At 70.8% G+C, this 21,543-nt stretch carries 21 protein-coding genes and 1 other RNA gene; 13 read left to right on the top strand and 9 right to left on the bottom strand.

All coding sequences use genetic code 11. The features are described from left to right. The first annotated feature begins 59 nt into the window (after nucleotides 1-59). From ACTJI8_RS04025 to ACTJI8_RS03995, 7 genes are all read left to right on the top strand, one after another. Nucleotides 60-368, top strand: a complete 309-nt coding sequence (locus tag ACTJI8_RS04025; protein WP_233309681.1) for a helix-turn-helix domain-containing protein — start codon at nucleotides 60-62, stop codon at nucleotides 366-368. 4 nt (nucleotides 369-372) lie between these two features. Then, on the top strand, nucleotides 373-597 hold the full coding sequence (locus ACTJI8_RS04020; RefSeq protein WP_440732105.1) for a DUF3046 domain-containing protein: 225 nt from the start codon (nucleotides 373-375) through the stop codon (nucleotides 595-597). 272 nt (nucleotides 598-869) lie between these two features. Beyond that, nucleotides 870-1,922 carry a recombinase RecA gene (gene recA / locus ACTJI8_RS04015; protein WP_440732104.1) on the top strand — a complete coding sequence of 351 codons (1,053 nt, stop codon included), beginning with the start codon at nucleotides 870-872 and terminating at the stop codon, nucleotides 1,920-1,922. Between the two features lie 28 nt (nucleotides 1,923-1,950). Further along, nucleotides 1,951-2,781 carry a regulatory protein RecX gene (locus ACTJI8_RS04010; protein ID WP_440732103.1) on the top strand — a complete coding sequence of 277 codons (831 nt, stop codon included), beginning with the start codon at nucleotides 1,951-1,953 and terminating at the stop codon, nucleotides 2,779-2,781. A 98-nt stretch (nucleotides 2,782-2,879) separates the two neighbouring features. Continuing rightward, nucleotides 2,880-4,433 carry a tRNA (N6-isopentenyl adenosine(37)-C2)-methylthiotransferase MiaB gene (miaB, locus tag ACTJI8_RS04005; protein ID WP_440732102.1) on the top strand — a complete coding sequence of 518 codons (1,554 nt, stop codon included), beginning with the start codon at nucleotides 2,880-2,882 and terminating at the stop codon, nucleotides 4,431-4,433. Next, nucleotides 4,430-5,404 carry a tRNA (adenosine(37)-N6)-dimethylallyltransferase MiaA gene (gene miaA / locus ACTJI8_RS04000; protein WP_440732101.1) on the top strand — a complete coding sequence of 325 codons (975 nt, stop codon included), beginning with the start codon at nucleotides 4,430-4,432 and terminating at the stop codon, nucleotides 5,402-5,404. Before miaB ends, miaA begins: the two co-directional genes overlap by 4 nt. Next, nucleotides 5,401-5,868 (top strand): GNAT family acetyltransferase, encoded by a 468-nt coding sequence (locus tag ACTJI8_RS03995; RefSeq protein WP_440732100.1) that lies wholly within the window; start codon nucleotides 5,401-5,403, stop codon nucleotides 5,866-5,868. Before miaA ends, ACTJI8_RS03995 begins: the two co-directional genes overlap by 4 nt. Before the next feature lie 32 nt (nucleotides 5,869-5,900). Here ACTJI8_RS03995 and ACTJI8_RS03990 read toward each other — a convergent pair whose 3' ends face one another. Genes ACTJI8_RS03990 through ACTJI8_RS03980 form a run of 3 tightly spaced genes read right to left on the bottom strand, consistent with a single transcriptional unit; the run spans nucleotide 5,901 to nucleotide 8,735 of the window. Continuing rightward, nucleotides 5,901-6,512: a LuxR C-terminal-related transcriptional regulator gene (locus ACTJI8_RS03990; RefSeq protein ID WP_440732099.1), complete on the bottom strand. Its 612-nt coding sequence runs from the start codon at nucleotides 6,510-6,512 to the stop codon at nucleotides 5,901-5,903. Beyond that, nucleotides 6,455-8,467 carry an ATP-binding protein gene (locus ACTJI8_RS03985; protein WP_440732098.1) on the bottom strand — a complete coding sequence of 671 codons (2,013 nt, stop codon included), beginning with the start codon at nucleotides 8,465-8,467 and terminating at the stop codon, nucleotides 6,455-6,457. The genes ACTJI8_RS03990 and ACTJI8_RS03985 overlap by 58 nt, the downstream gene beginning before the upstream one ends. A 16-nt stretch (nucleotides 8,468-8,483) precedes the next feature. Beyond that, complete coding sequence (locus ACTJI8_RS03980) at nucleotides 8,484-8,735, bottom strand: DUF4242 domain-containing protein (protein WP_440732097.1); 252 nt, start codon at nucleotides 8,733-8,735, stop codon at nucleotides 8,484-8,486. Between the two features lie 169 nt (nucleotides 8,736-8,904). Here ACTJI8_RS03980 and ACTJI8_RS03975 point away from each other — a divergent pair, with 169 nt between their 5' ends. After that, complete coding sequence (locus ACTJI8_RS03975; RefSeq protein ID WP_440732096.1) at nucleotides 8,905-9,276, top strand: helix-turn-helix domain-containing protein; 372 nt, start codon at nucleotides 8,905-8,907, stop codon at nucleotides 9,274-9,276. On the opposite strand, the gene ACTJI8_RS03970 is transcribed toward ACTJI8_RS03975, so the two are convergent. Further along, the gene (locus ACTJI8_RS03970) at nucleotides 9,258-9,896 is read right to left on the bottom strand and encodes a ClpP family protease (RefSeq protein WP_440732095.1); all 639 of its coding nucleotides are present in this window, start codon (nucleotides 9,894-9,896) and stop codon (nucleotides 9,258-9,260) included. The two genes, ACTJI8_RS03975 and ACTJI8_RS03970, sit on opposite strands and share 19 nt — an antisense overlap. Nucleotide 9,897: 1 nt before the next feature. Next, a complete protein-coding gene (locus ACTJI8_RS03965) occupies nucleotides 9,898-10,518 on the bottom strand; it encodes a ClpP family protease (protein ID WP_440732094.1) in 621 nt (206 codons plus the stop codon). 142 nt (nucleotides 10,519-10,660) lie between these two features. On the opposite strand from ACTJI8_RS03965, the gene dapF reads away from it, so the two are divergent. Next, nucleotides 10,661-11,533: a diaminopimelate epimerase gene (dapF, locus tag ACTJI8_RS03960; protein ID WP_440732093.1), complete on the top strand. Its 873-nt coding sequence runs from the start codon at nucleotides 10,661-10,663 to the stop codon at nucleotides 11,531-11,533. A 106-nt stretch (nucleotides 11,534-11,639) separates the two neighbouring features. Here dapF and ACTJI8_RS03955 read toward each other — a convergent pair whose 3' ends face one another. Next, a complete protein-coding gene (locus tag ACTJI8_RS03955) occupies nucleotides 11,640-12,281 on the bottom strand; it encodes a class I SAM-dependent methyltransferase (RefSeq protein WP_440732092.1) in 642 nt (213 codons plus the stop codon). Nucleotides 12,282-12,355: 74 nt separating this feature from the next. Between ACTJI8_RS03955 and hflX the strand changes: the two genes are divergently transcribed. Together hflX and ACTJI8_RS03945 are read left to right on the top strand one after the other, a co-directional pair. Further along, the gene (hflX, locus tag ACTJI8_RS03950; RefSeq protein WP_440732091.1) at nucleotides 12,356-13,861 is read left to right on the top strand and encodes a GTPase HflX; all 1,506 of its coding nucleotides are present in this window, start codon (nucleotides 12,356-12,358) and stop codon (nucleotides 13,859-13,861) included. 95 nt (nucleotides 13,862-13,956) lie between these two features. Further along, on the top strand, nucleotides 13,957-15,903 hold the full coding sequence (locus ACTJI8_RS03945; protein ID WP_440732090.1) for an MSCRAMM family protein: 1,947 nt from the start codon (nucleotides 13,957-13,959) through the stop codon (nucleotides 15,901-15,903). Between the two features lie 36 nt (nucleotides 15,904-15,939). On the opposite strand, the gene ACTJI8_RS03940 is transcribed toward ACTJI8_RS03945, so the two are convergent. Beyond that, nucleotides 15,940-16,596, bottom strand: a complete 657-nt coding sequence (locus ACTJI8_RS03940) for an SIMPL domain-containing protein (RefSeq protein ID WP_440732089.1) — start codon at nucleotides 16,594-16,596, stop codon at nucleotides 15,940-15,942. Nucleotides 16,597-16,779: 183 nt separating this feature from the next. On the opposite strand from ACTJI8_RS03940, the gene ACTJI8_RS03935 reads away from it, so the two are divergent. Both ACTJI8_RS03935 and ssrA read left to right on the top strand, forming a co-directional pair. Further along, nucleotides 16,780-17,115 carry a hypothetical protein gene (locus tag ACTJI8_RS03935; protein WP_440732088.1) on the top strand — a complete coding sequence of 112 codons (336 nt, stop codon included), beginning with the start codon at nucleotides 16,780-16,782 and terminating at the stop codon, nucleotides 17,113-17,115. 179 nt (nucleotides 17,116-17,294) lie between these two features. Continuing rightward, nucleotides 17,295-17,664, top strand: a transfer-messenger RNA (tmRNA) gene (gene ssrA, locus ACTJI8_RS03930). 96 nt (nucleotides 17,665-17,760) lie between these two features. Here ssrA and ACTJI8_RS03925 read toward each other — a convergent pair. Then, nucleotides 17,761-18,300 (bottom strand): HutD/Ves family protein, encoded by a 540-nt coding sequence (locus tag ACTJI8_RS03925; protein ID WP_440732087.1) that lies wholly within the window; start codon nucleotides 18,298-18,300, stop codon nucleotides 17,761-17,763. 42 nt (nucleotides 18,301-18,342) lie between these two features. Beyond that, a complete protein-coding gene (locus ACTJI8_RS03920) occupies nucleotides 18,343-21,525 on the bottom strand; it encodes a tetratricopeptide repeat protein (protein ID WP_440732086.1) in 3,183 nt (1,060 codons plus the stop codon). Nucleotides 21,526-21,543: the final 18 nt, after the last annotated feature.

The following is a 21,543-nucleotide window of genomic DNA, read 5'->3' as shown; positions in this document are numbered from 1 at the left end:
GTTAGACTGACCATCCGATCCGGCGCTTGGGGCCGGGCGATGGGGGAGAGGAGGTCCCGATGATTCTCGTACGACAGGAGATCGGTGACGTGCTGCGGGACTTCCGTCTGCAGAAGGGGCGCACGCTCCGCCAGGTCGCGGGCAAGGCGTCCGTCGCGCTCGGATACCTCAGCGAGGTCGAGCGCGGACAGAAGGAGGCCTCCAGCGAGATCCTCGCCTCGGTGGCCGAAGCGCTCGACGTGCCCATCTCCACCATCATGCGCGAGGTCGGCGACAGGATCGCCGAGCTCGAGGGCCTGCAGGTCATCCCCGACGTCGTCCCCGACGAACTGGTGGCCTCGGTCGAGTCCGAGCTGTCGCTGCGCTGACGGGATGCGACGCAGCGAGTTCCTCCGGGCGGTCGATGCCGAGTTCGGATCCCGTGGCGGCGCCCTCGTCGAGGACCTCGTGCTGAGGGCCGTCGGCGGTCGTACCGCCGCTCAGGCTCTGGAAGCCGGCGTCCCCCCGCGGGATGTGTGGCTGGCGCTGTGCGCGGAGATGGACGTCCCTGAATCGCGCCGATACGGCGCGGGTCGGCTCGAGCCCCGGCGGCGCTGACTCCGGTCGGATCCGGCCGCGTGGTGTTCGATCCATTCCTCGTTCTCCTCGGCGTGTCGTCGAAGACATGTTCGAGATGCGCGTATCGTCCTGCACAGATGATCTCGTGAGCAGGTTCTGCACGGTTCCCGCGGACTCCGACTGAATGTCGGTGGCTCCTCCTAGCGTGTTGGACATGACCACGAGGTCATACGCCTTGTCGGAGAGCTCGCCCCACCCGGGGCGGCCGCGACAGCCTACAGGCGGCAGTTCACGACACGAAGGAGCACCCCATGCCCTCTCCCGCAGACCGCGAGAAGTCCCTCGAGACCGCCCTCGCCCAGATCGACAAGCAGTTCGGAAAGGGCTCGGTCATGCGGCTGGGCAGCGATGAGCGCGCTCCCGTGGCGGTCATCCCCACCGGATCCATCGCGCTCGACGTCGCGCTCGGCGTCGGCGGACTGCCGAGGGGGCGCATCGTCGAGATCTACGGCCCGGAGTCCTCGGGTAAGACCACGCTGACCCTGCACGCGATCGCCAACGCCCAGCGTGCCGGCGGCATCGCCGCTTTCGTGGACGCGGAGCACGCCCTCGACCCCGAGTACGCCAAGAAGCTCGGCGTCGACATCGACGCGCTGCTCGTCTCCCAGCCCGACACCGGTGAGCAGGCGCTCGAGATCGCGGACATGCTGGTGCGCTCGGGGGCCATCGATCTCATCGTCATCGACTCCGTGGCCGCTCTCGTGCCGCGTGCGGAGATCGAGGGCGAGATGGGCGACTCGCACGTCGGCCTGCAGGCGCGACTGATGTCCCAGGCGCTGCGCAAGCTCACGGGTGGCCTGAACCAGACCAACACCACGATGATCTTCATCAACCAGCTGCGCGAGAAGATCGGCGTGTTCTTCGGCTCGCCGGAGACCACCGCGGGCGGCAAGGCGCTGAAGTTCTACGCATCGGTCCGTCTCGACATCCGCCGCATCGAGACGCTGAAGGACGGCACCGAGGCGGTCGGAAACCGCACCAGGGTCAAGGTCGTGAAGAACAAGATGGCCCCGCCGTTCAAGCAGGCCGAGTTCGACATCCTCTACGGCGTCGGCATCTCCCGCGAGGGCAGCCTGATCGACTTCGGCGTGGACCACGGCATCGTGAAGAAGTCCGGCGCCTGGTACACCTACGACGGCGACCAGCTCGGCCAGGGCAAGGAGAACGCTCGCAACTTCCTGCTCAAGAACCCCGACATCGCCGAGACGATCGAGACGCAGATCAAGCAGAAGCTGGGCATCGGTGGTGCAGCGGCCGCTGCTCCGACGGCGTCCGACGAGCTGGCGCAGCGGCGTCCGGCCTGACCGCGAAGCTCGGCGACCGGGGTGATCCGTGAGCGATGAGAGGGGCGGGGCATCGTCCGAGGACGAGCGCCTCGCCCCCGTGATCCCGTTGTTCGGTGGGCGCGGTGCGGGGGCCGACGGAGCACGCTCGCGCCCGGCGAGCTCGACACCCGCCACTCCGCCCACGGCGGCGGAGTGGCGGTCGACCTGGGCGGAGGAATCCGCGGCGGAGCGTCGGGGGCCCAGCTCCCGGCATCCGGCCGCCGCGGCTCTGGCTCCAGGAGAGGCGAGGGCGTCCGAGCGCGCGGCGTTCTCGCCCGACCGACGAGGATTGCGTGCCGTCGGTCGGCACAGCACGGGGGACGCTTCGACCCCGAACGATCCGATCCCCGACGCGAGTGAGCTGCTGGTGCGCAAGCTCCGCTCCAAGCAGCTCTCCAGCAGGGAAGCGCGAGACGTGCTACGAGAGAACGGCGTCCCGGCCGACGAGCGCGAGCTCCTGGTCGAGCAGTTCGAGCAGCGCGGGTATCTCGATGACGCGTCCCTGGCCGAGCTCCTCGTGACCTCGGGGTCTGAGCGCAAGGGACAGGGACGCGTGGCGATCGCTCGCACGCTCAGTCAGCGCGGCATTCCGAGGGAGATCGCCGACGAGGCGCTGTCCGTCCTGGACGACGATGACGCCGAGCGGGCGCTCGACTACGCGCGGTCAAAGGTGGCGGGGCTGCGTCGCTACGACGAGGAGACCGCCGTCCGCCGGCTCGTCGGGCAGCTGTCCCGTCGCGGGTACGGCGGGAGCGTGGCATTGACGGCGGCGCGCACGGCCTGGCGTGAGACGCAGCGCGGTTCGGGCGTCGGGCGGGTGCGGTTCGAAGAGAGCTGAGCCCGGCGGCCGAGCCCCGGGTACGGTGTCGACGCGGGAATCTCCGCGCCGAACGGCGGGGCTCGTTCCCGCCAGGCGAAAGTAGAATGGCAGGCACTATGACCATTCCCCTCTCAGAGCCCACGCTCATCGCGCCCTCCGCCGCGGCGCTCGATGAGGCCGGGCAGCGGCGCACCTATGAGGTGCGCACCTTCGGATGCCAGATGAACGTGCACGACTCCGAGCGTCTGTCGGGCTCGCTGGAGAGTGCCGGCTACGTCCGCGCCGCCGTCGACGACGAGGCGGACATCGTCATCATCAACACCTGCGCGGTGCGCGACAACGCCGCGGGCAAGCTCTATGGCACCCTGGGGCATCTGAAGAGCCGCAAGGACAAGCACGCCGGCATGCAGATCGCCGTCGGTGGCTGTCTGGCGCAGATGGACAAGCAGGCCGTGCTCGACAAGGCGCCCTGGGTCGACGTGGTCTTCGGCACCCACAACATGGGGTCCCTTCCGGGGCTGCTCGAGCGCGCTCGCCACAACGGCGAGGCCGAGCTCGAGATCCTCGAGGCGCTCGAGGTCTTCCCGTCCACGCTGCCGACCCGCCGTGATTCGGCGCACAGCGGCTGGGTGTCGATCTCGGTGGGGTGCAACAACACCTGCACCTTCTGCATCGTGCCCAGCCTGCGCGGCAAGGAGAAGGACCGCCGCCCCGGCGACATCCTCAACGAGATCCGCCTGCTCGTCGAGGACGGCGCGATCGAGATCACCCTACTCGGGCAGAACGTGAACTCCTACGGCGTCGAGTTCGGCGACCGCGAGGCGTTCGGCAAACTGCTGCGCGCTGCCGGCGAGATCGAGGGCCTGGAGCGGATCCGCTTCACCAGCCCGCACCCGGCCGCCTTCACCGACGACGTGATCGACGCGATGGCCGAGACGCCGAGCGTCATGCCGCAGCTGCACATGCCGCTGCAGTCCGGCAGTGACCGCATTCTGCGCGCGATGCGCCGTTCCTACCGCAGCGAGAAGTTCCTCGGCATCCTCGACCGCGTCCGCGCCAAGATCCCGAACGCGGCGATCACGACCGACATCATCGTCGGCTTCCCCGGCGAGACCGAGGAGGACTTCGAGGACACGATGCGCGTGGTCGAGCAGGCCCGCTTCGCGAGCGCGTTCACGTTCCAGTACTCGATCCGCGAGGGCACACCCGCCGCGACCATGGCGGACCAGGTCCCCAAGGAGGTCGTGCAGGCCCGCTACGAGCGGCTGATCGCCCTGCAGGAGCGGATCTCGCTGGAGGAGAACCAGAAGCAGCTCGGCCGCGAGGTCGAGGTCGTGGTCTCCGTGGGCGAGGGCAAGAAGGATGCAGAGACGCACCGGCTCACCGGCCGTGCGCAGGACAACCGCCTGGTGCACTTCGAACTGCCGGAGGGCTCGGAGCGCCCGCGTCCGGGCGACGTCGTGACCGTGACGATCACGCACGCGGCACCGTTCCATCTGCTCGCGGATGCGGTCGACGGCGCGCCGCTGCGGATCCGCCGCACGCGCGGCGGCGATGCCTGGGACCGCGCGCAGTCGGAGTCGTGCGCGGTGCCGGCCGCGCCCGCAGCCGCCGGCGGGGCGCCGCGCGCGGTGTCGCTGGGGCTGCCGACGCTCCGCGCCGGAGTGTGAGCGCACCGGGCGGAGTGTCGGTCCCTGAGCCGGGCGAAGAGTCCGCCGACAGTGCTCCACGTCTGTGGGCGATCGTGGGTGCAACCGGCACGGGTAAGAGCGACCTGTCACTGGACCTCGCACACGCGCTGGAGGCGCGCGGACGGCGCGCGGAGATCGTCAACGCCGACGCGATGCAGCTCTACCGCGGTATGGACATCGGCACCGCAAAGCTCCCGGTCAGCGAGCGGCGGGGGATCCCGCATCACCTCTTCGACGTGCTCGAGGTCACCGAGGACGCGGCGGTGGCCTGGTATCAACCGCATGCGCGCAGCGCGATCGAACAGATCCATTCCGGCGGCGCGGATGCGATCCTCGTCGGCGGATCGGGTCTCTACGTCTCCAGCGTGCTGTACGACTTCCGCTTCCCGCCGCGGGATGACGCGCTGCGTGCGCGCCTCGAGGCGGAACTGGACCAGGACGGTCCTGGCCCGCTGCTCGCGCGGCTGCAGCAGCAGGATCCGGCGACCGCCGCACGGGTCGATCCGAAGAACGGCCGCCGCATCGTGCGGGCGCTCGAGGTGCTCGCACAGGGCGAGCGCAACCACGGCGCCGCGCTGCCCGAGCAGCCGCTGCTGTGGCGTCCGCGCACGCGCGTGCTGGCGCTGGGCGTCGAGCGGGCGTCGCTGGTCGAGCGCCTGGACCGCCGTGTGGAGCGGATGTGGGAGCAGGGCATGCTGGACGAGGTGGAGCGCCTGCGAGGCGATGGACTCGAGCAGGGCACGACGGCACGGCGTGCGATCGGCTACGCGCAGGCGCTGGCCCAGCTGACCGGCGTGCTCACGCAGGACGAGGCGATCGCCGAGACCCAGGCGCTGACCCGTCGGTACGCGCGGCGCCAGGTGTCCTGGTTCCGGCGATACGCCGAGGCGGAGTGGGTCGACGCGCTCGCGCCGATCGGCGTGCAGGCCATCGTGGAGGAACGAGCATGACCACTGGGTTCACGATCAGGACCTTCGACCGGCGCGACACCGATGCTGTCGTCGCCCTCTGGGAGGACGCGGGGCTGACCCGCCCGTGGAACGACCCCCGCGCCGACATCGAGCGCAAGCTCGCAGTGCAGCCCGAACTCTTCCTCGTCGCCGAGGAACCAGTCGCGGACGGTGCTGGAACGGGCACGGATGACACCAGACGGATCGTCGGATCCGTGATGGCGGGCTACGACGGGCACCGCGGCTGGCTGTACTACCTCGCCAGCGTCTCGGACCGGCGCGGTGCAGGCATCGGCCGCGCGCTCGTCGCCGAGGCCGAGCGGCTCCTGCTCGCCATGGGGTGCCCCAAGGTGCAGCTGATGGTGCGGGCCGGCAACGAGCAGGTGCTCGGCTTCTACGACGCGCTCGGCTATGAGCGCTTCGAGGTAGGCAACACGGGTAAGCGCCTCATCCACGACATCTGATCGGGCCGCGGACCGGATCCGGCTCGCGGCCGTCACACCGGCAGCAGTCCTCGCCGGGACGCCGCGGCGACCGCGCGCCCACGGGTGGGCTCGCCGAGTTTGCGGAGCACCGCGGCGATGTGGTGCTCCACGGTGCGCCGGGACAGGATGAGGCGCTCGGCGATCTCCGGGGTCGACAGGCCCTCACCGAGAAGACCGAGCACTTCGAGTTCGCGCGCCGTCAGCTGGGCGGGGTTGCCGCGAGCCTGCGCGCGGGGACGGCGCGGGAGCGCGAGCCCGTGTGCATGCCGGGTGCGCAGGATCGCCTCGATCGCTGCAACGGCGCCGAGCTGATCGAGTGCGCGCACAGCGTGGTCGACGACGGCGACGTCCGGATCGAGCATCGCCGCGTACGCGGCCCAGATGGGGCAGCCCCGGTCCGTCCAGGCCTGCACCGCCCGCGGATCGCCGGTCAGCATGAGCGCGAACGGCTCCGCCACGCGACCGGCGGCGGCGAAGGGCGCCCCACCGAGCATGCGCCACCATCCGAGCTCGCCCGTGGCCCATTCCTCGTCGTGGGCGAGAGCGAGCTCCCACGTCGATGCCGTCAGCGCGCCGATGGCCCTGCGTCGCCCGTGAGCCAGGCGTGCTCGGCGGCGGCGCACACCGCGGGTGCGAGGCGCTGCAGCTCGCCCGCCTCCGCCGCCAGACGCTGGGCGAGCGCCAGCCTCGGCGTCGCGTCGGATCCGCGTCGAGCAAGGACCCGGGCGGCCGCTCCGGCTGCGGGCATGAGGGAGACCGGCGCCGTTCCGGCGTGGTCCAGCAGCGGATCGGCGGAGGCCAGCGCTTCGTCGAAGCGGCCTTCGTCGGCGAGCGCGAGGCTGAGGCATGCCGTCATGTATCCGGCCCACGAGTCGAGGTCACGGTCCTCGCAGAACGCGATCCCGGCACTCAGGAACACATGCGCATCGGCGAGGCGCTTCTGCAGCACCGCTGAGGAGCCGAGATTGGTGTACGCCCTCGCCACATGCTCGGGAAGGTCGGCGGCTCGGGCGATGTCGAGACTGCGGGTCAGATCCCGCTGACCCTGCTCCACCCGGCCGGACTGGAGTTCGGCGGTGCCGAGGTTGTTGAGCGCGTGACTCTCGATGTCAGGACTGCCCAGAGCGCGAGCGAGTTCGAGCGCCTTGCGCCCCCAGTGCTCGACCTCCTCGGGTTCCTCGGCGAGCATGCGCAGCTGGGCGTAGTTGCTGTACGCCCAGGCCAGCTCCACACCCGGTGCCAGTTGCTCCAGGGTGGTGACGGCTCGCAGGCCGTAGCGTTGCGCATCGTTCCCGTGCCCGGAGAACCAGGAGAGGCGCGAGAGCCACCGCTCGTCGTCGCCGAGCCGCAGGGCGTCGCCGATGACCTCGTGCAGTTCGAGCGCCTGCTGTCGTGCGGTGAGCGCCTCCGGCAGCTGGTCGGTCAGATAGCACTCGTAGGAAAGCGCGACGAACAGTTCCGCCCGTTCGGTGGCGCTGATGCAGTGCCGCACGGCGAGGCGGTAATGCTCCGCCGCCTCCCGGTGCGCGCTGCCGCGTGCAGCCTTCTCCGCGGCGGCGACGGCATGCGCCATCGCGGCGGCCTCGTCGCCGCAGCCCGCCGCGTGGTGTGCGAGGGTGCGGTGGTCCTCGGGGGTCCGTTCGGCCAGGGCACGCAGCGCTCGTCCGTGCAGCTGCCGGCGGCGCACGGCCGACAGACTCTGCTCGACCGCCTCGCGTGCGAGTTCGTGACGGAACCCCAGGGATCCGCCGACCTCGATGAGTACGCCCGCATCTGTGCACTCGTCGACGGCGTCCAGCGCTTGCCCGCTGATGCGCGCGAGCAGCTCGGCATCGGCGCCCGCCCCCAGGATCGCCGCGGCCGCGGCCACGTCCTGGGCGGCAGGAGTCAGCCGGGAGACGCGAGCGAGGATCGCGTCGCTGACCGTGGCGGGAAGCGCAACGCCTCCGATCGCCAGGCTCTCGGTCACGAAGAACGCGTTCCCTCCGGTGCGCAGGTGGAGGGCGGTCGGATCCACCGCGTCGCCGGACTCCGAGATGAGTCGTGCCACGCCGTCGACGGTCAGCGGCGGTACGAGCAGCCGGCGCACCTCGGCGGTTGTGGCGAGATCGCCGAGCAGCGCGGTGAGCGGGTGACGGGCGGTGATCTCGTCGTGCCGATAGGTCGCCACCACGAGGACGGGAGACGTCTCGATGCGGCGAGCGAGATACCGGACCGCGTCCAAGGTCGCCTCATCCGCCCAATGCAGATCCTCGAGCACGAGCAGGGCGGGGGCCGCCGCGATCAGATCCCTGAGTTCGCGGAACAGTCGGATCCGGTCCCCGCCGGCGGTGACGGATGCGGCGATCTCCGGTATCGCGTCCTGGAAGGCACCGAGCGCGCCCGGTGTCGTGACGTTGTCCGCACCGCCGATCCGCACACGGCAGCGCGGGCGCGCCAACCGGGCGAGCGACCGCACCAATGCGGTCTTGCCGACTCCGGCCTCGCCGCCCAGGAAGATGACACGGCCGGTTCCCGCGAGCGCGTCGTCGAGATCGGTGACGAGCTCGGCCAGGAGGGCATCCCGTTCGACGAGCACGTCTCCATTCAACCGCTCAGACACCCTCGTTGACGAGATGGATCTCGTCGGCGACGAGACCGTGAGCCTCGCGGTGCACCGTGTTCGCGGCCTCCGCATCGGGGGCGTCGACGAGGCAGAAGATCTTGCCCGCGGACTCATCGACCCAGTACCGCAGGTAGTGCACGCCATGCTGATCCTGCGTGGCCAGATCCGCGGCATGCGCTGCGGCGACGTCGGCCATCGCCACCGGGCCGTCGAGCGTGTGAACATCCATGAAGAGCGCCATGAGCGTTTCCTTCCTTGAGGGCGCGGAGCTGTTCCGCTCTTCGATTCCATCGCTCGACGGCGCATCCGGAATCGGGGAACTCACCCATCTTCCGGCGGGCGATCGAGCGGGATTCTGCTCAGAGCGGATCCGGTCGCATCCGCGCAGGAGCCGTGCCTAGCATGGCGCCATGACCGCGACCACTGACCCCTTCCGCACTGATCGCACCACCGCGCACGGGCCACGCACCAGCCCGGGCGGCGAACCCGAGCGGCTCTGGCGGAGCGTTGTGGGGGAGCTGCTGCGCGACGCCCGCACGGATCGCGGCGAGACGCTCGCTGAGACGGCGCAGCGTGCGGGCGTCTCGCCGCAGTACCTGTCGGAGATGGAGCGCGGACGCAAGGAGGCATCCAGCGAGATGCTCGCCGCGGTGTCCGGTGCTCTCGATCTCACCCTCCTCGATCTCACCCTCGGCGTCGCCGAGCGGATCACGATCGGCTCGGCGGCGCCGATCCGGCAGCCCGCTCAGCCCGCGCGCGCCGCCTACGCGCTGGCCGCCTGAGCGTCTCCCGCTCCGGCGGGGAGCGCGCTCGGGGGAGCCTGCGTCACGACCTGATCCACGAGTCCGTACTCCCGAGCGGCCTCCGCGGTGAGCACGAGGTCCCGATCCGTGTCGGTGCGCAGTCGCTCGGCGCTCTGCCCCGAGTGCGCGACGAGGATCTGCTCCAGGCTGTCGCGCACGCGCACGACCTCGTCGGCCTGCAGGATGAGGTCGGGAATCGTGCCGCGGCCCTGCGCGGCGGGCTGATGCAGTATCACCCTGGCGTGCGGGAGCGCGGCGCGCTTGCCCGCGGCACCGGCCGCCAGCAGGACCGCACCGACCGAGACGGCCTGCCCGATGCAGAACGTCGCCACGTCCGAGCGGATGAAGCGCATGGTGTCGTAGACGGCGAGCATGGCGCTGGGATCGCCGCCCTCGCAGTTGATGTAGAGCTGGATGTCCCTGTCACTGCCCGTGGCGTCGAGATGCAGCAGCTGTGCCACGAGAACGTTGGCGACGTCGGCATCCAGCGGTGTCCCGAGATAGATCACCCGCTCGGCGAGCAGATGCGAGTAGACGTCCAGGACGCGATCGCCGCGGGACGAGGTCGCGATGACGTTGGGGACTAGGAACGAGGCCATGTCAGGCTCCTTCTGCGGTCAGGCCGATGCTCCGGCGAGTGGGACGAGGAAGTACTGCGGCGAAGTCCGTGGTGATCTCGTCGATGAATCCGTAGGCGAGCGCCTCCTCGGCGCTGTACCAGCGGTCGTGCAGCGAGTCCTCGAAGACGCGCTCGATGCTCTGCCCGGTGTCGTCGGCGACGAGACCGAGCACGGTGTCGCGCGTGTGCCGCAGATCCGCCGCCTGCAGCGCGACATCGACGGCGGTTCCGCCGATGCCCGCAGATCCCTGATGCAGCAGGATCCGGCTGTGCGGCAGCGCACGGCGCTTGCCCTTCGTCCCGGCCGAGAGCAGGAACTGACCGGCGCTGCAGGCGAGCCCGAAGGCGATCGTGGCGACGTCGCACGGCACGGTGCGCATGAGGTCGCGGATCGCGAGCATCGCGGGCACGGAGCCGCCGGGGGAGTGGATCCAGAGCGTGATGTCGGCGTCCGGATCCTCGGCGGCCAGGGCGAGCAATTGGGTCATCAGCAGCACGCCGTTGTCGTCGTCGAGCGCGCCGTCGAGTACGAGCACCCGGCGCGCGAACAGCATCCGCCGCGTGTCGGCGTCGAAGAGGTTGCGGGGCATGTCATCGGTCATGACCTCAGCGTGCGGCGACGTGCGAGGGCGGCGCCAGCAGATCTGCCGGGAGCGGATCTGCTCCCGGCAGAGCGGCGGAACCGCCGCGGGGAGGGTGCCGTCCGCGCAGCGGCCGCAGAAGCGCCGCCCCTAGAATCGAGGCATGGTCGCATTCACCAAGGGGCACGGCACGGGCAACGATTTCGTCATCATCGCCGACCCCGACGGTGCGCTGGAGTTCGGGGCCGACCAGGTCGCCGCCCTGTGCGACCGCCACTTCGGCATCGGCGCGGACGGCCTGCTGCGCGTGGTGCGCTCCGCGGCCCTTCCCGAGGGGACGGCGGCGCTCGCGGAGGACCCGGCCGCGGAGTGGTTCATGGACTACCGCAACGCCGATGGGTCCGTCGCCGAGATGTGCGGCAACGGAGTCAGGGTGTTCGCGCACTACCTTCTCCGCACCGGCCTCGCGGAGCTCGTCGAGGGCGGAGCGCTTTCCATCGGCACGCGCGCCGGTGTACGCGAGGTCACGCGCAGCGCGGAGGGCTACCGGGTCGACATCGGCGGGTGGCGGCTCTCCGGCCATGATCCGCTGGCGCGTGCGACGGGCTTGAGCGTTCCGCGTCCGGGCCTCGGCATCGACGTCGGCAACCCGCACGTGGTCGTGGCGATCGCCTCCGACGCGGAGCTGGACGGCCTCGAGCTCACGCACGGTCCGGAGCTCGCTCCGATGCCCGAGCACGGCGCGAACGTCGAGTTCGTCGTGCCGGCGGAACCGCTGGTGCAGGACGGCATCGGCCGGGTGCGCATGCGCGTGTTCGAACGCGGCGTGGGGGAGACCCTCAGCTGCGGCACCGGCGTGGTGGCGACCGCTCTCGCGGTGCGGCACTGGGCCGGCGCGGGCGCTCCCGACGAGTGGCTCGTGGAAGTCCCGGGCGGAACGCTCCGGGTGACGATGGCACCGCGAGCGGGGGACGAGCACGCGTTCCTGTCCGGACCCGCCCAGCTCGCCTTCTCCGGCGAGATCGAACTCGTCTGATCGAGCTAGTTCGCCGTCAGGGACCGCGTATCCGGTCCCTGAGCCCGTCGAAGGGCCCGGATCCATGGGCCGGACGCTTCGACAGGCGCAGCGGCCGGTGCCTGGGCTAGGGCAGCTCGATGGCTTCGGTGCGCGGCGTGCCGTGCCGGCGCACCTTCAGCACGCGGAAGCCGCGGCCGGTCGTCGCGCGGTAGACGCTGTAGCCGTCGGCGAACGTGGTCGCCAGCCAGCGCTGCAGCGAATCCGCTCCGAGGTTGCGGCTCACCACGAACCAGCCGTCGGCGCGCTCATCCAGACGCGGAATCCACCGCTCCAGCAGATCGTGCAACTCGCTCTTGCCGACCCGGATGGGCGGGTTGGAGCGGATGGTGCGGAAGCTCACGTCGGCGGGAACATCGTCGGGTGTGACGGCGTTGACATTGTCGAGGCCGAGTTCCGCCGCGTTGCGACGGACCAGGTCGAGCGCCCGCTCGTTCACGTCCACGGCCCACACGGTCGCGTGCGGCGCGGCGAGAGCGAGCGACAACGAGATCGGACCCCAGCCGCACCCGAGATCGAGCAGATGCCCGCCGGGAGGCGGAGGCGGAGTGTTCGCGAGGAGCACGGAGGTACCGACGTCCACGTGATCGGGGCTGAAGACTCCGGCCGCGGTGGTGAGTTCGATCTCCTTGCCCGCGAGGGTCACCCTGATCCTGCGGAGGTTCTCGGGGCTGGCGGGGGCCGCAGTGAAGTAGTGGTCCGAGCCCATGGAGCGAGCGTAGCGGACACTCACAGCTAAAGTTAAGGCGCCCGTCTGAATCGGCGGGCACGAGAAAGGTGCGGATGACGCAGTCCACGACACAAGACGAGCACGGCGACGCGGTCGAGCGCGTCCTGGCAGCAGCGGAGCGACGGGCGGAATCGCACGTCTTCGGATCCGCACAGGCGCTGCAGGACACGGCCACCGCCGGCTACACCTCCGCCGACGGCGAGCAGTGGGAGGTGGAGGACCGGCACGCGCTGCGGCGCGTGGCAGGCCTGAGCACCGAGCTCGAGGACGTCACCGAGGTCGAGTACCGCCAGCTCCGACTGGAGAACGTGGTGCTGGTCGGCGTGTATCCGCAGGGAGCGCAGGAGGACGCCGAGAACTCCCTGCGCGAGCTCGCCGCGCTCGCCGAGACTGCCGGTGCCGTCGTGCTGGACGGCCTGCTGCAGCGTCGGCCGCACCCGGATCCCGCCACCTACCTGGGTCGCGGCAAGGCCCAGGAGCTCAAGGACATCGTGGCCGCGGTGGGCGCGGACACGGTGATCGCCGACACGGAGCTCGCGTCCTCCCAGCGGCGTGCCCTCGAGGACGTCGTCAAGGTGAAGGTCATCGACCGCACCACGGTGATCCTCGATATCTTCAGCCAGCACGCCAAGAGCCGCGAAGGGCGCGCGCAGGTCGAACTCGCGCAGCTCGAGTACCTCCTGCCCCGGCTGCGCGGCTGGGGCGAGTCGATGAGCCGTCAGGCCGGTGGCCAGGTCGGCGCCGGCGGCGCGGGCATGGGCTCGCGCGGGCCTGGTGAGACGAAGATCGAACTCGACCGCCGCCGCATCCGCACCCGCATGGCGATGCTGCGCAAGCAGATCCGCGATTTCAAGCCTGCCCGCGAGGCCAAGCGCGCCGAGCGCAAGCGCCACACGATCCCCTCCGTGGCGATCGCGGGGTACACGAACGCCGGCAAGTCCAGCCTGCTCAACGCGCTCACCAGTGCGGGCGTGCTCGTCGAGAACGCCCTGTTCGCGACGCTGGACGCCACCGTGCGCCGCTCGGAGACGACGGACGGCCGCGTCTACACGCTCACCGACACCGTCGGCTTCGTGCGCAACCTGCCGCACCAGCTCGTGGAGGCGTTCCGCTCGACCCTCGAAGAGGTCGCCGACGCGGACGTCATCGTTCACGTCGTCGATGGATCCCACCCGGATCCGGCCGGGCAGATCAAGACGGTGCGCGACGTGATGGGCGACGTGGGAGCGCGCAGCATCCCCGAGATCATCGTGTTCAACAAGGCCGATCTGCTGAGCGACGATGAGCGGATGGTGCTGCGCGGGCTCGTTCCCGGGGCCCATTTCGTGTCATCGCGCAGCGGTGAGGGCATCGCCGAGCTGCGTGCCGCGATCGACGAAGTGCTGCCGAAGCCGGCCGTGGAGGTCCACGCCGTCGTACCGTACGACCGTGGCGATCTCGTCGCGGCCGTGCATGAGAGCGGACTGCTGATCGACGTCGCGCACGAGGAGGCGGGGACCCGCATCCATGCGCACGTCAACGAGAGGCTCGCGGCGGAACTCGCGCCGTTCGCGGTCTGAGGGCGGCGGCCGCGAGCGCTTCCGGGCGATCGAGGTCTTCTCGTCGGAGGGCGCCTTGGGCGGCGGCGGGCGCGGATCTCTGCCAACATATCGGTATGAGACGTACCGTCGCGTTCGCCGCCGCCGCTCTGACAGCGCTCACCGCCCTCGCCTTCGGCGTGCCCGCCTCCGCCGCGACCGGCACGCCCTGGGCCGACTGGGGTGATATGCAGGGGTCCAGCGGCGCGTACTCGGGGCACGTGCAGATCGCCTCGCTGCAGCTGCAGGCCGACTACACCAGCGATTCGCGCGGCGGATCCGTCGGTGTGATCTCCGGTGCCAGCGTCTGGCTGGCCGCATCGACCGACGTCGGGGCGAAGTACGGCAGCAGCCGCGACCAGCAGTATCTGAACCTGCGCCCGCGCGCCGACAACGCCACGTCTCCCTCCGAGACCACCTACACCTTCACTCGACCGACGCCGACAGTCAACTGGACGTTCGTGCTGGGCGACATCGACGCCGACAAGGTGCGGATCACGGCTCTCGGTCCTGACGGGCAGACGCTCACCGCCGCACAGCTCGGTTTCCGCGGCGGGTTCAACTACTGCGCCCCCGGCCTCGCCGGCAAGCCGTCCTGCACGGGCGATGCCGCGGACGTGCCGAGCTGGGACCCCGCCACGACGACGCTCACCGGCAACCCGACCGCCACGGACACGAGCGGGGCGTCCGCCTGGTTCGAACCGAACGCGCCGATCGCCTCCCTGACGTTCGCGTTCACCCGCCGCGCCGGGTTCCCGGTCTACCAGACGTGGTTCGCGGCCATCACGCGCACGATCTCGGGCACCGTGACAGACACGAGCGCCGGTGGGCCCTCGGACGGCACCGTCGTGCGTCTGATCGGATCCGACGGGTCCGTCCTGGGTGAGGCCACGACCTCGACCGATGGCACCTATTCGTTCCCCGATGTGCTGGCCACCGACGGCTATCGCGTGCAGATCACGCCGCCGACGGGCAAGATCTCCGACGACCCCTCCCGTACGGTCGACGTCTCGAACGCTGACGGGACGGCCGACTTCTCGGTGCGTGACATCGTTCCGGTTCCGGTGTCGGGAACCGCGCGCGACCAGCACGGCAATCCGGTCGCCGGTGCGACGGTGACGCTCGACGGCGGACGCACGGTCGTCACAGCCGCCGACGGCACCTATCTGCTCGACGACGTCCCCGTGGGGATCCACGCGGTCACCATCACCGCACCCGACGGCTATTCGGTGATCTCCTCGCCGAGCCCGTTCACCGTGCCGGGCAACGACGAGACGCCGATCACCGGGAAGGACTTCGTCCTGCAGGAGCTGCCGACGCTGTCGGGCACCGTGACCGCGGCAGGTCACGGAGTCGGCGGAGTGGTCGTCACGGCGGACGGTCCGGGCGGCACGGCGCAGACCCTGACCGCCGCCGACGGCACCTACTCCTTCCCACGGCTTCCCTCCGGCGACTACACGGTCGCCGTTCAGGCGCCCCAGGGCTATGCCGTCTCCGGCGCCGCGTCCCGCGCAGAGGCGGTCGGGGCGCTGGACGTCACCGACGTCGACTTCGCACTCGCCCGTCTCGGATCCGTCGCGGGTGCGGTCACCGCGCAGGACGGCGGTGCGATCGCGAACGCCACCGTCACGGTGACCGGGCCCGACGGCGCCGTCACGGTCACGACGGACGGCGACGGCGGTTACGCCCTCGGTGACCTTCCGCCGGGGGAATACACGATCGCAGTCACCGTGCCCGACGGATACACCGGCGCCACGCCGGTCAGCCGCTCCGTCACGCTCACGGATGCCGGGGAGCTCATCGAGGGCCAGGACTTCGTCCTGACGCCGGTGGCGGTCACACCGACCCCCACGCCGTCCCCGAGCATCACGCCGACGCCCGCGCCGACGACGGTCCCGGGCGGCACAGGGGCGGGGGCGCTGCCGGCGACCGGAGCGGATCCGTTCCCCGCGCTCGGCGCGGCGCTCGTGCTGCTGCTGGCCGGGGCGATCACCGTGATCGTCGCACGTCGCAGGCGGGCCTGAGTCCGAGACCGCCCGCGAGGCGCGGTCCGTCGCCGCTCAGGCCGCGACGAACCGCGCCTCGACGGTCGCGGAGACGGTGAGGTCATCGCCCTGCAGCTCGAGCCCGGCGCCCGAGGGGGGAGCGGCGAATGCGCGCATCGCCTTCGGGGCCATGTCCGCGGCGGTGTGGTTGGTGATCAGGCCGGCATCCGCGATCTCGATCGGCTCGACCCTCGTCAGGCCCAGCGCGGTCGCATAGGCGCCGGCCCGTGTGACCGCCGTTCGCACTGCCTCGGCGGCGACCTCCTGCTCGACGCGTGCTCGCGTCTCAGAAGTGAGGATCCAGGAGGTTCCGGACACGGAGACGCCGTCCCAGGCGGACACCTCGGCCACCCACGTGGAGAGCTCGGCGAAGTCGGTGAAGGTGGCCGCGAAGTCGACCGAGGCGTGGTGCACGAGCGCGAGCCGCGTGCCGTCATTGCTCCAGGGGCGCTCCGAGCGCACGGCGAGCCGGCGGCTCGACCACGACTCGACGGCGCCGGATCCCTCGCGCGCGACGATGCTCGCACGGACCGGGTCGGCCAGTGCCAGAGTCCGTGAGACGACCGCCTCGCGGTCGGGCCCGTCCAGTGCGACGGACAGGGTGACGATGGCGCGCTCGGGCGCGATCCGCACCTCATGCTCGCCGCGGACGGTGATGACGACCTCGCTCATGCCGCGACTCTACGGCACGGCCCCATCTCGCCGTCTTGGAGAGACCACCACGACGCTCCCCCCCCCGTGGCGGGTGTGATGCCCGCCTGCCCTTCACGCCACCTCGGTGCGCGCGTAGACTTCGGCCACCGCGGCGCAGTTCCGCGCCACGGCGAAGAGAACTGCGTGAAGGAGGAAGACCAGATGAAACGACTGGCGATCGCCTGTGCGATCGCGCTGGGGCTCGTTGCAGCGGGATCCAGCGCGGCATATGCAGGCGAGACCAACGGGAACGGAGATCCGACATCCGGACCGTCCCACGCCGCGTCCGAATGCGCCTACTCAGGGCTCGACAGGATGGACTCGGTGGAGAACAACCCTCCGGGCTTCGACGACGACGCCATCGCGGTGCGGGGCAATCAGAGCCCTGGCGGCGTCGACAGGTATCACGGCGTGCAGTCCTACGGGTCGCTCGTGAAAGCCGGCCTGAAGGAGTTCGTGCCGTCACCGGGGGTGGCGTGCAACGGCGGCGGCAAGTGATCACGCGACATCGTCGTCACTGATCGGCAAAGATGCCCCGGGGGCGACGCCGGGGCATCGTCGCGGTCGGCCCGGAATGGCGCGGCTTCCGGATCCGTTGTAGTCTGTGATGCTCGGGTGCTACGGCTCCCGCTGGTAATTCCACAGAGTGACAGCGGCTCCTTCGCAGGAAGGACCACGGGGCTGATCGGTTTCGACAGCGCCTGTGAATCCACGAGAAGCGGGCCGAGGATGCAGGGTTATCTCGTGAACGCTCCCTGCAAAACAATAAGTGCCAATGCAAAGCGCACTGACTTCGCCCTCGCTGCGTAAGCGAGCCCGATAGTCCGTCAGGCCGTATGTGATTCCGATACGGATCCTGGCGTCATCTAGGAATCTTGCTGCGTGACGGCGTCTGGACGTCACGTGGGACTCTTCCCAGGCTGGGCTTGTCGACTTAGGTGTCTGTGACAAAGGTCGGAGCCGAGCAGAACGTCTGCACAGACTGCGCCCGGAGAAGGCGTGGAGACTCAGCGTTGGACGGGGGTTCGATTCCCCCCAGCTCCACCACGAGCTCCGCTCGTCAGAACCAAGCCGCTGTCACTGCGAGAAGCCCCTGGGACCCGTGTCTTCGCCACGGACCGCAGGGGCTTCTTCGCGCGCGCCTCAGTTCCGGCGCAGTCGCGCCGCCACGAAACGGCCGCGCAGCGCGCAGGTCGTGCCTGGCCCGAGCAGGGCGGCGTCGAGGCGCGCGAGCGGTCGGTCATCGAGCGTGCTGCTGTCGTCGAGGGCGATCAGCGCCGTCGGACCTCCGGGCCCGGCACTCAACGTCGGGGCGTCGGTGACCTGCACGGTCGAATCCCAGGTGTCCCGGAGGGTCATGACGTTCAGGTCGAGGAATCCGGCCTCGCGCGGTGTCGCGGTGACCTCGTCCTCGCCGTCGAACTCGATGACCTCATCGACCGCCAGCACCGTGTTCCGGCCGTTGATCACCAGGTCGACGGCACCGGGACCGAGTGCGACCTGCCCTCGGTGCACTCCGGGGTAGGCGCTGTACGGCTGCGTGCCGGTGATCTCGGCGATGCTGATCCGCCAGGTCCATGCGTCCGTGGCGTCGGCGTCGTCGAACAGGATCCGGGTGACACCGCGGCCGTTCTTCCACGGGCGCGGAGGGAGGGCGGCGTACTCGACGATCACAACGGTCATGCAGCCGATCGTAGAGGGCGCCGGCGCTCAGTAGCCTGTCACTCAGGTCATCCGCGACACGATGACGTAGACGAGGATCGTGGCCACGATCACGCCGCCGATGATCGCCGAGCGGGTCTTCGAGGTCTGCTGGGCGGACGCCTTCTGCTTGCCGCGAGCGCGTCGCACAGCCGCGGAGTCGGCGCCGAGCACGCGCTCCATGGCGGGGATGTTGGTGCGGTAGATCCGCAGCGCCTCGCGATGCCGTCCGAGCGAGATCAGCGTCTCGGCACGATCGTCGATGGCGTCGAGCGTGATCGCGTGCTCCGCGCCGACCGTTCGGGCGCCGGTCTCGGCGGCATCGTCGTACGCCGCGAGCGCTTCCGGGAAGCGCTGGGCCTCGGCCAGGCGTCGACCGAGCCAGATGCGCAGCTGCACGGCCCGCCCGGGGTCGGAGCCGGCGCCGTCGGCGACCTGGATCGCCCGCCGCTGCACGTCGGCCATCTCGTCGACACGTCCCAGATGCGACAGAGCGAGGCTGCGGTCGTTCAGTGCGTCTGCCAGGGCCCACCGGTCGCCGGGCAGCAGCCGCTCGAGCTGCGGCACGATGCGCGCGTAGGCGTCGGCGGCCTCACGGTATGCGCCGAGCCGCTTCGAGCACTCGGCGGCGCCGCGTTCGGCCCGCAGCCAGTCGATGCCGGCGTTCGCGCTCAGCGCGTCGCGGGCGCGGCTGTATTCGACGAGGGCATCGCCGTAGCGACTCTGCCGGGCAAGGTGGTCGGCAAAGCGCAGCGCCGCGAGCCCGGGCGAGGAGGATCCGTCGTCGGACGCGCCCTCTCCCGATGCGAACCCGGCCCTGACCTGGTCGGCCAGCATGTCGCGATCCTGCTGGGCGTCGCCGAGACGGGCGAGGATCCCGTCCAGATCGCGGATGCGGTGCAGCGTCTGCGGATCCGTCTCGCCGAGGACCTCTCGCGTCTCTGCGACGACGCGCTCGGTCAGCTCCCTGGCGCGGGGCAGGTCACCGGCATCGGCGACCGTGCCGGCGAGCGCGGAGAGCGTGCTGAGAGTGTGCGGATCGCGGGCGCCGAGAGCGGCCGTGCGCCGTGCGAGGACCGATTCGAAGCGACGGACCGCCTCGCCGAAGCGGCCGAGGTGCCGTTCCTCCTGCGCACGGTTGTGCAGAGTGATGAGAGTGTCGCGGTGCTCCGTGCCGAGGATGCGCGACTGCAGCCCGTACAGCCGGTCGTAGGTCGCCGCGGCTTCGGCATCGCGGCCGAGCTGGCACGCGGCGAGGGCGAGATTGCCGATGACGCGGGAGGCCTGGGCGGTCTCGGCGGATCCCTCCGCCTCCAACTCGGCCAGGACGGGCCGCAGCAGCGCCTCCGCCTCGGCGGCACGGTCGCTGCGCAGATACACCGCGGCGAGGTCGATCGCGTGGCCGACGTCTCCCGACGCCTCGTAGAGCGCACGCATCTCGGCGGCGGCCTCGTCGCTGCGCCCCAGATCCTGCAGGGCGAGCGCGCGGGTGTCCCGGAGCTCGGAGATGATCCGCGGGGCGGCGCCATCGTGCTGCGCGATCTCGATGGCGTCGGCGAGCAGCGCCTCGCCCTCCGCATTGCGTCCGATACCGCGCAGCGTGGCGCCGAGCGCGTACCGGGACTGCGCCAGCCTGGTCGCGGCGGTGTGCCGGTCCCCGGCGGTCGAGGCCTCCGCGGCGAGACTCAGCTGCAGTTCCAGCGACCGCTCGAACTCGGCGAGAGCGTCGGATCCACGGCCGGCATCGCGGAGGGCTGAGCCGAGGTCGTCCCGCACGTCGATCTCGCTCCGGCGCCCGGCAGCGCCGAACCCGCGGAGTCGGTCGGCGCCTGCCCGAAGCGCGTCCAGGGCTTCGGGGGAGTGCGGTTCGTGCCATCGGGACAGATCGGTCCATGCGTGTGCGATGTCATTCGCGAGCTGCTGCGGCGTGGCGAGGGACGGATCCGGATCCGCGTCGGCCGTCCGATCCGTGTCTGACCCCGGATCGGCTTCCGCCGCGACGCCGGCGCGCGGCAGCCCCTCGACAGCACGGTCGAGATGCGCGCATCGGGCGACGGCTGTGGTGAGCGCGGTCTCGATGAGCGCAGGCGACGGCTCCTGCTCGCGGGCCTCGCGCAGCACGCGGGCCAGGAGGTCGCGCGAGCGCAGCGCGAGTGAGGCGCGGGGCGGGCGATCCGCGGTGTCGTCGACGATCTCACGGGCCTCCGCGATCAGCCCGGGCCACCCTCCTGGGCTGTCCGCGCGATCGAGTTGCACCTCGACCGCCATCATCCGGGAGGTGAGCACCTGGTCGGCGCCCGGGCCGAAGCGCGCGGTCTCCAGCACGGCGATCCGGCGCACCAGTGGCAGCGGATCCTCGGCGATCGCTCCGTCGTGGGCGAGCACTCGCAGTGTGGTGGTGCGGAACTTCATCGCGTCCAGGGTGAGCGCGTCGTCCTCACCGCGTTGCCGCTGCAGCGCCGGGATCAGCAGCGAGAGGTCGGCATCGGCTCCGGACGCGTCGCCCGACCAGTAGCGGGTCCTCGCGCGCCACCACCAGGCGTCGAGCGTGGCAGGCGCGTCCATTCCCAGCAACGCACGGCGCCCGTCCAGCACCTGGCCCCAGAGCAGGGCGGACTGCTCGTCCTCGTCCAGCCGGGAGAGTTCCGTGGCCTTCGCTGCGAGCGCCGTCAAGTGGTTCTCGCTCTGCTCGGCCGCGGCCGCGGCGCGGGCGATGAGCAGGTCGTAGGCATGCAGACCCTCCGCCGGGTTCATCCGGGTGAGCAGCTGGGCGCGCCGGTCCAGCAGCCACAGCACGCGGCCGTGCGCACCGCCGAGCTCGTGCTCGCCCTCGGCGATGAGGGCGTCCAGGGCCGCCACGACGGCGGCGGAGGCCGACGTCTGCCCGACCATCTGCTCGGCGGCGCGGGCGTAGAGGCGGTCGTCGAAGAGCTGCTGGCGGTGCTCGTCCAGAATCGCCTGATCCGCGAGAGCGGTCTCGCAGACCTCTGCGAGCGTGCGGTACAGCTCTCGGGCGTCGTCCTCGCGGCCGAGTTCGTCCAGGCCGTAGGCCAGTCCGCGCAGCGCGCTGCGGTGCGCATCGCCGCCTTCCCCTTCGGTCATCAGCGCTTGGGGGAGCAGTCCGCGGAAGGCGTCGAGGGCCTGGGCGATGCGCACCGGATCCTGGCTCGCGACGTCGGACCACGCGGACTGGAGCGCATCTGCCATCACGCTCTCGACAGTAGA

This window comes from Microbacterium sp. 22303 (genome assembly GCF_052045265.1).
Classification (GTDB): domain Bacteria; phylum Actinomycetota; class Actinomycetes; order Actinomycetales; family Microbacteriaceae; genus Microbacterium.
The sequence above is the reverse complement of the archived record's forward strand: the minus strand, read 5'-3'. Positions and strand labels throughout refer to the sequence as shown.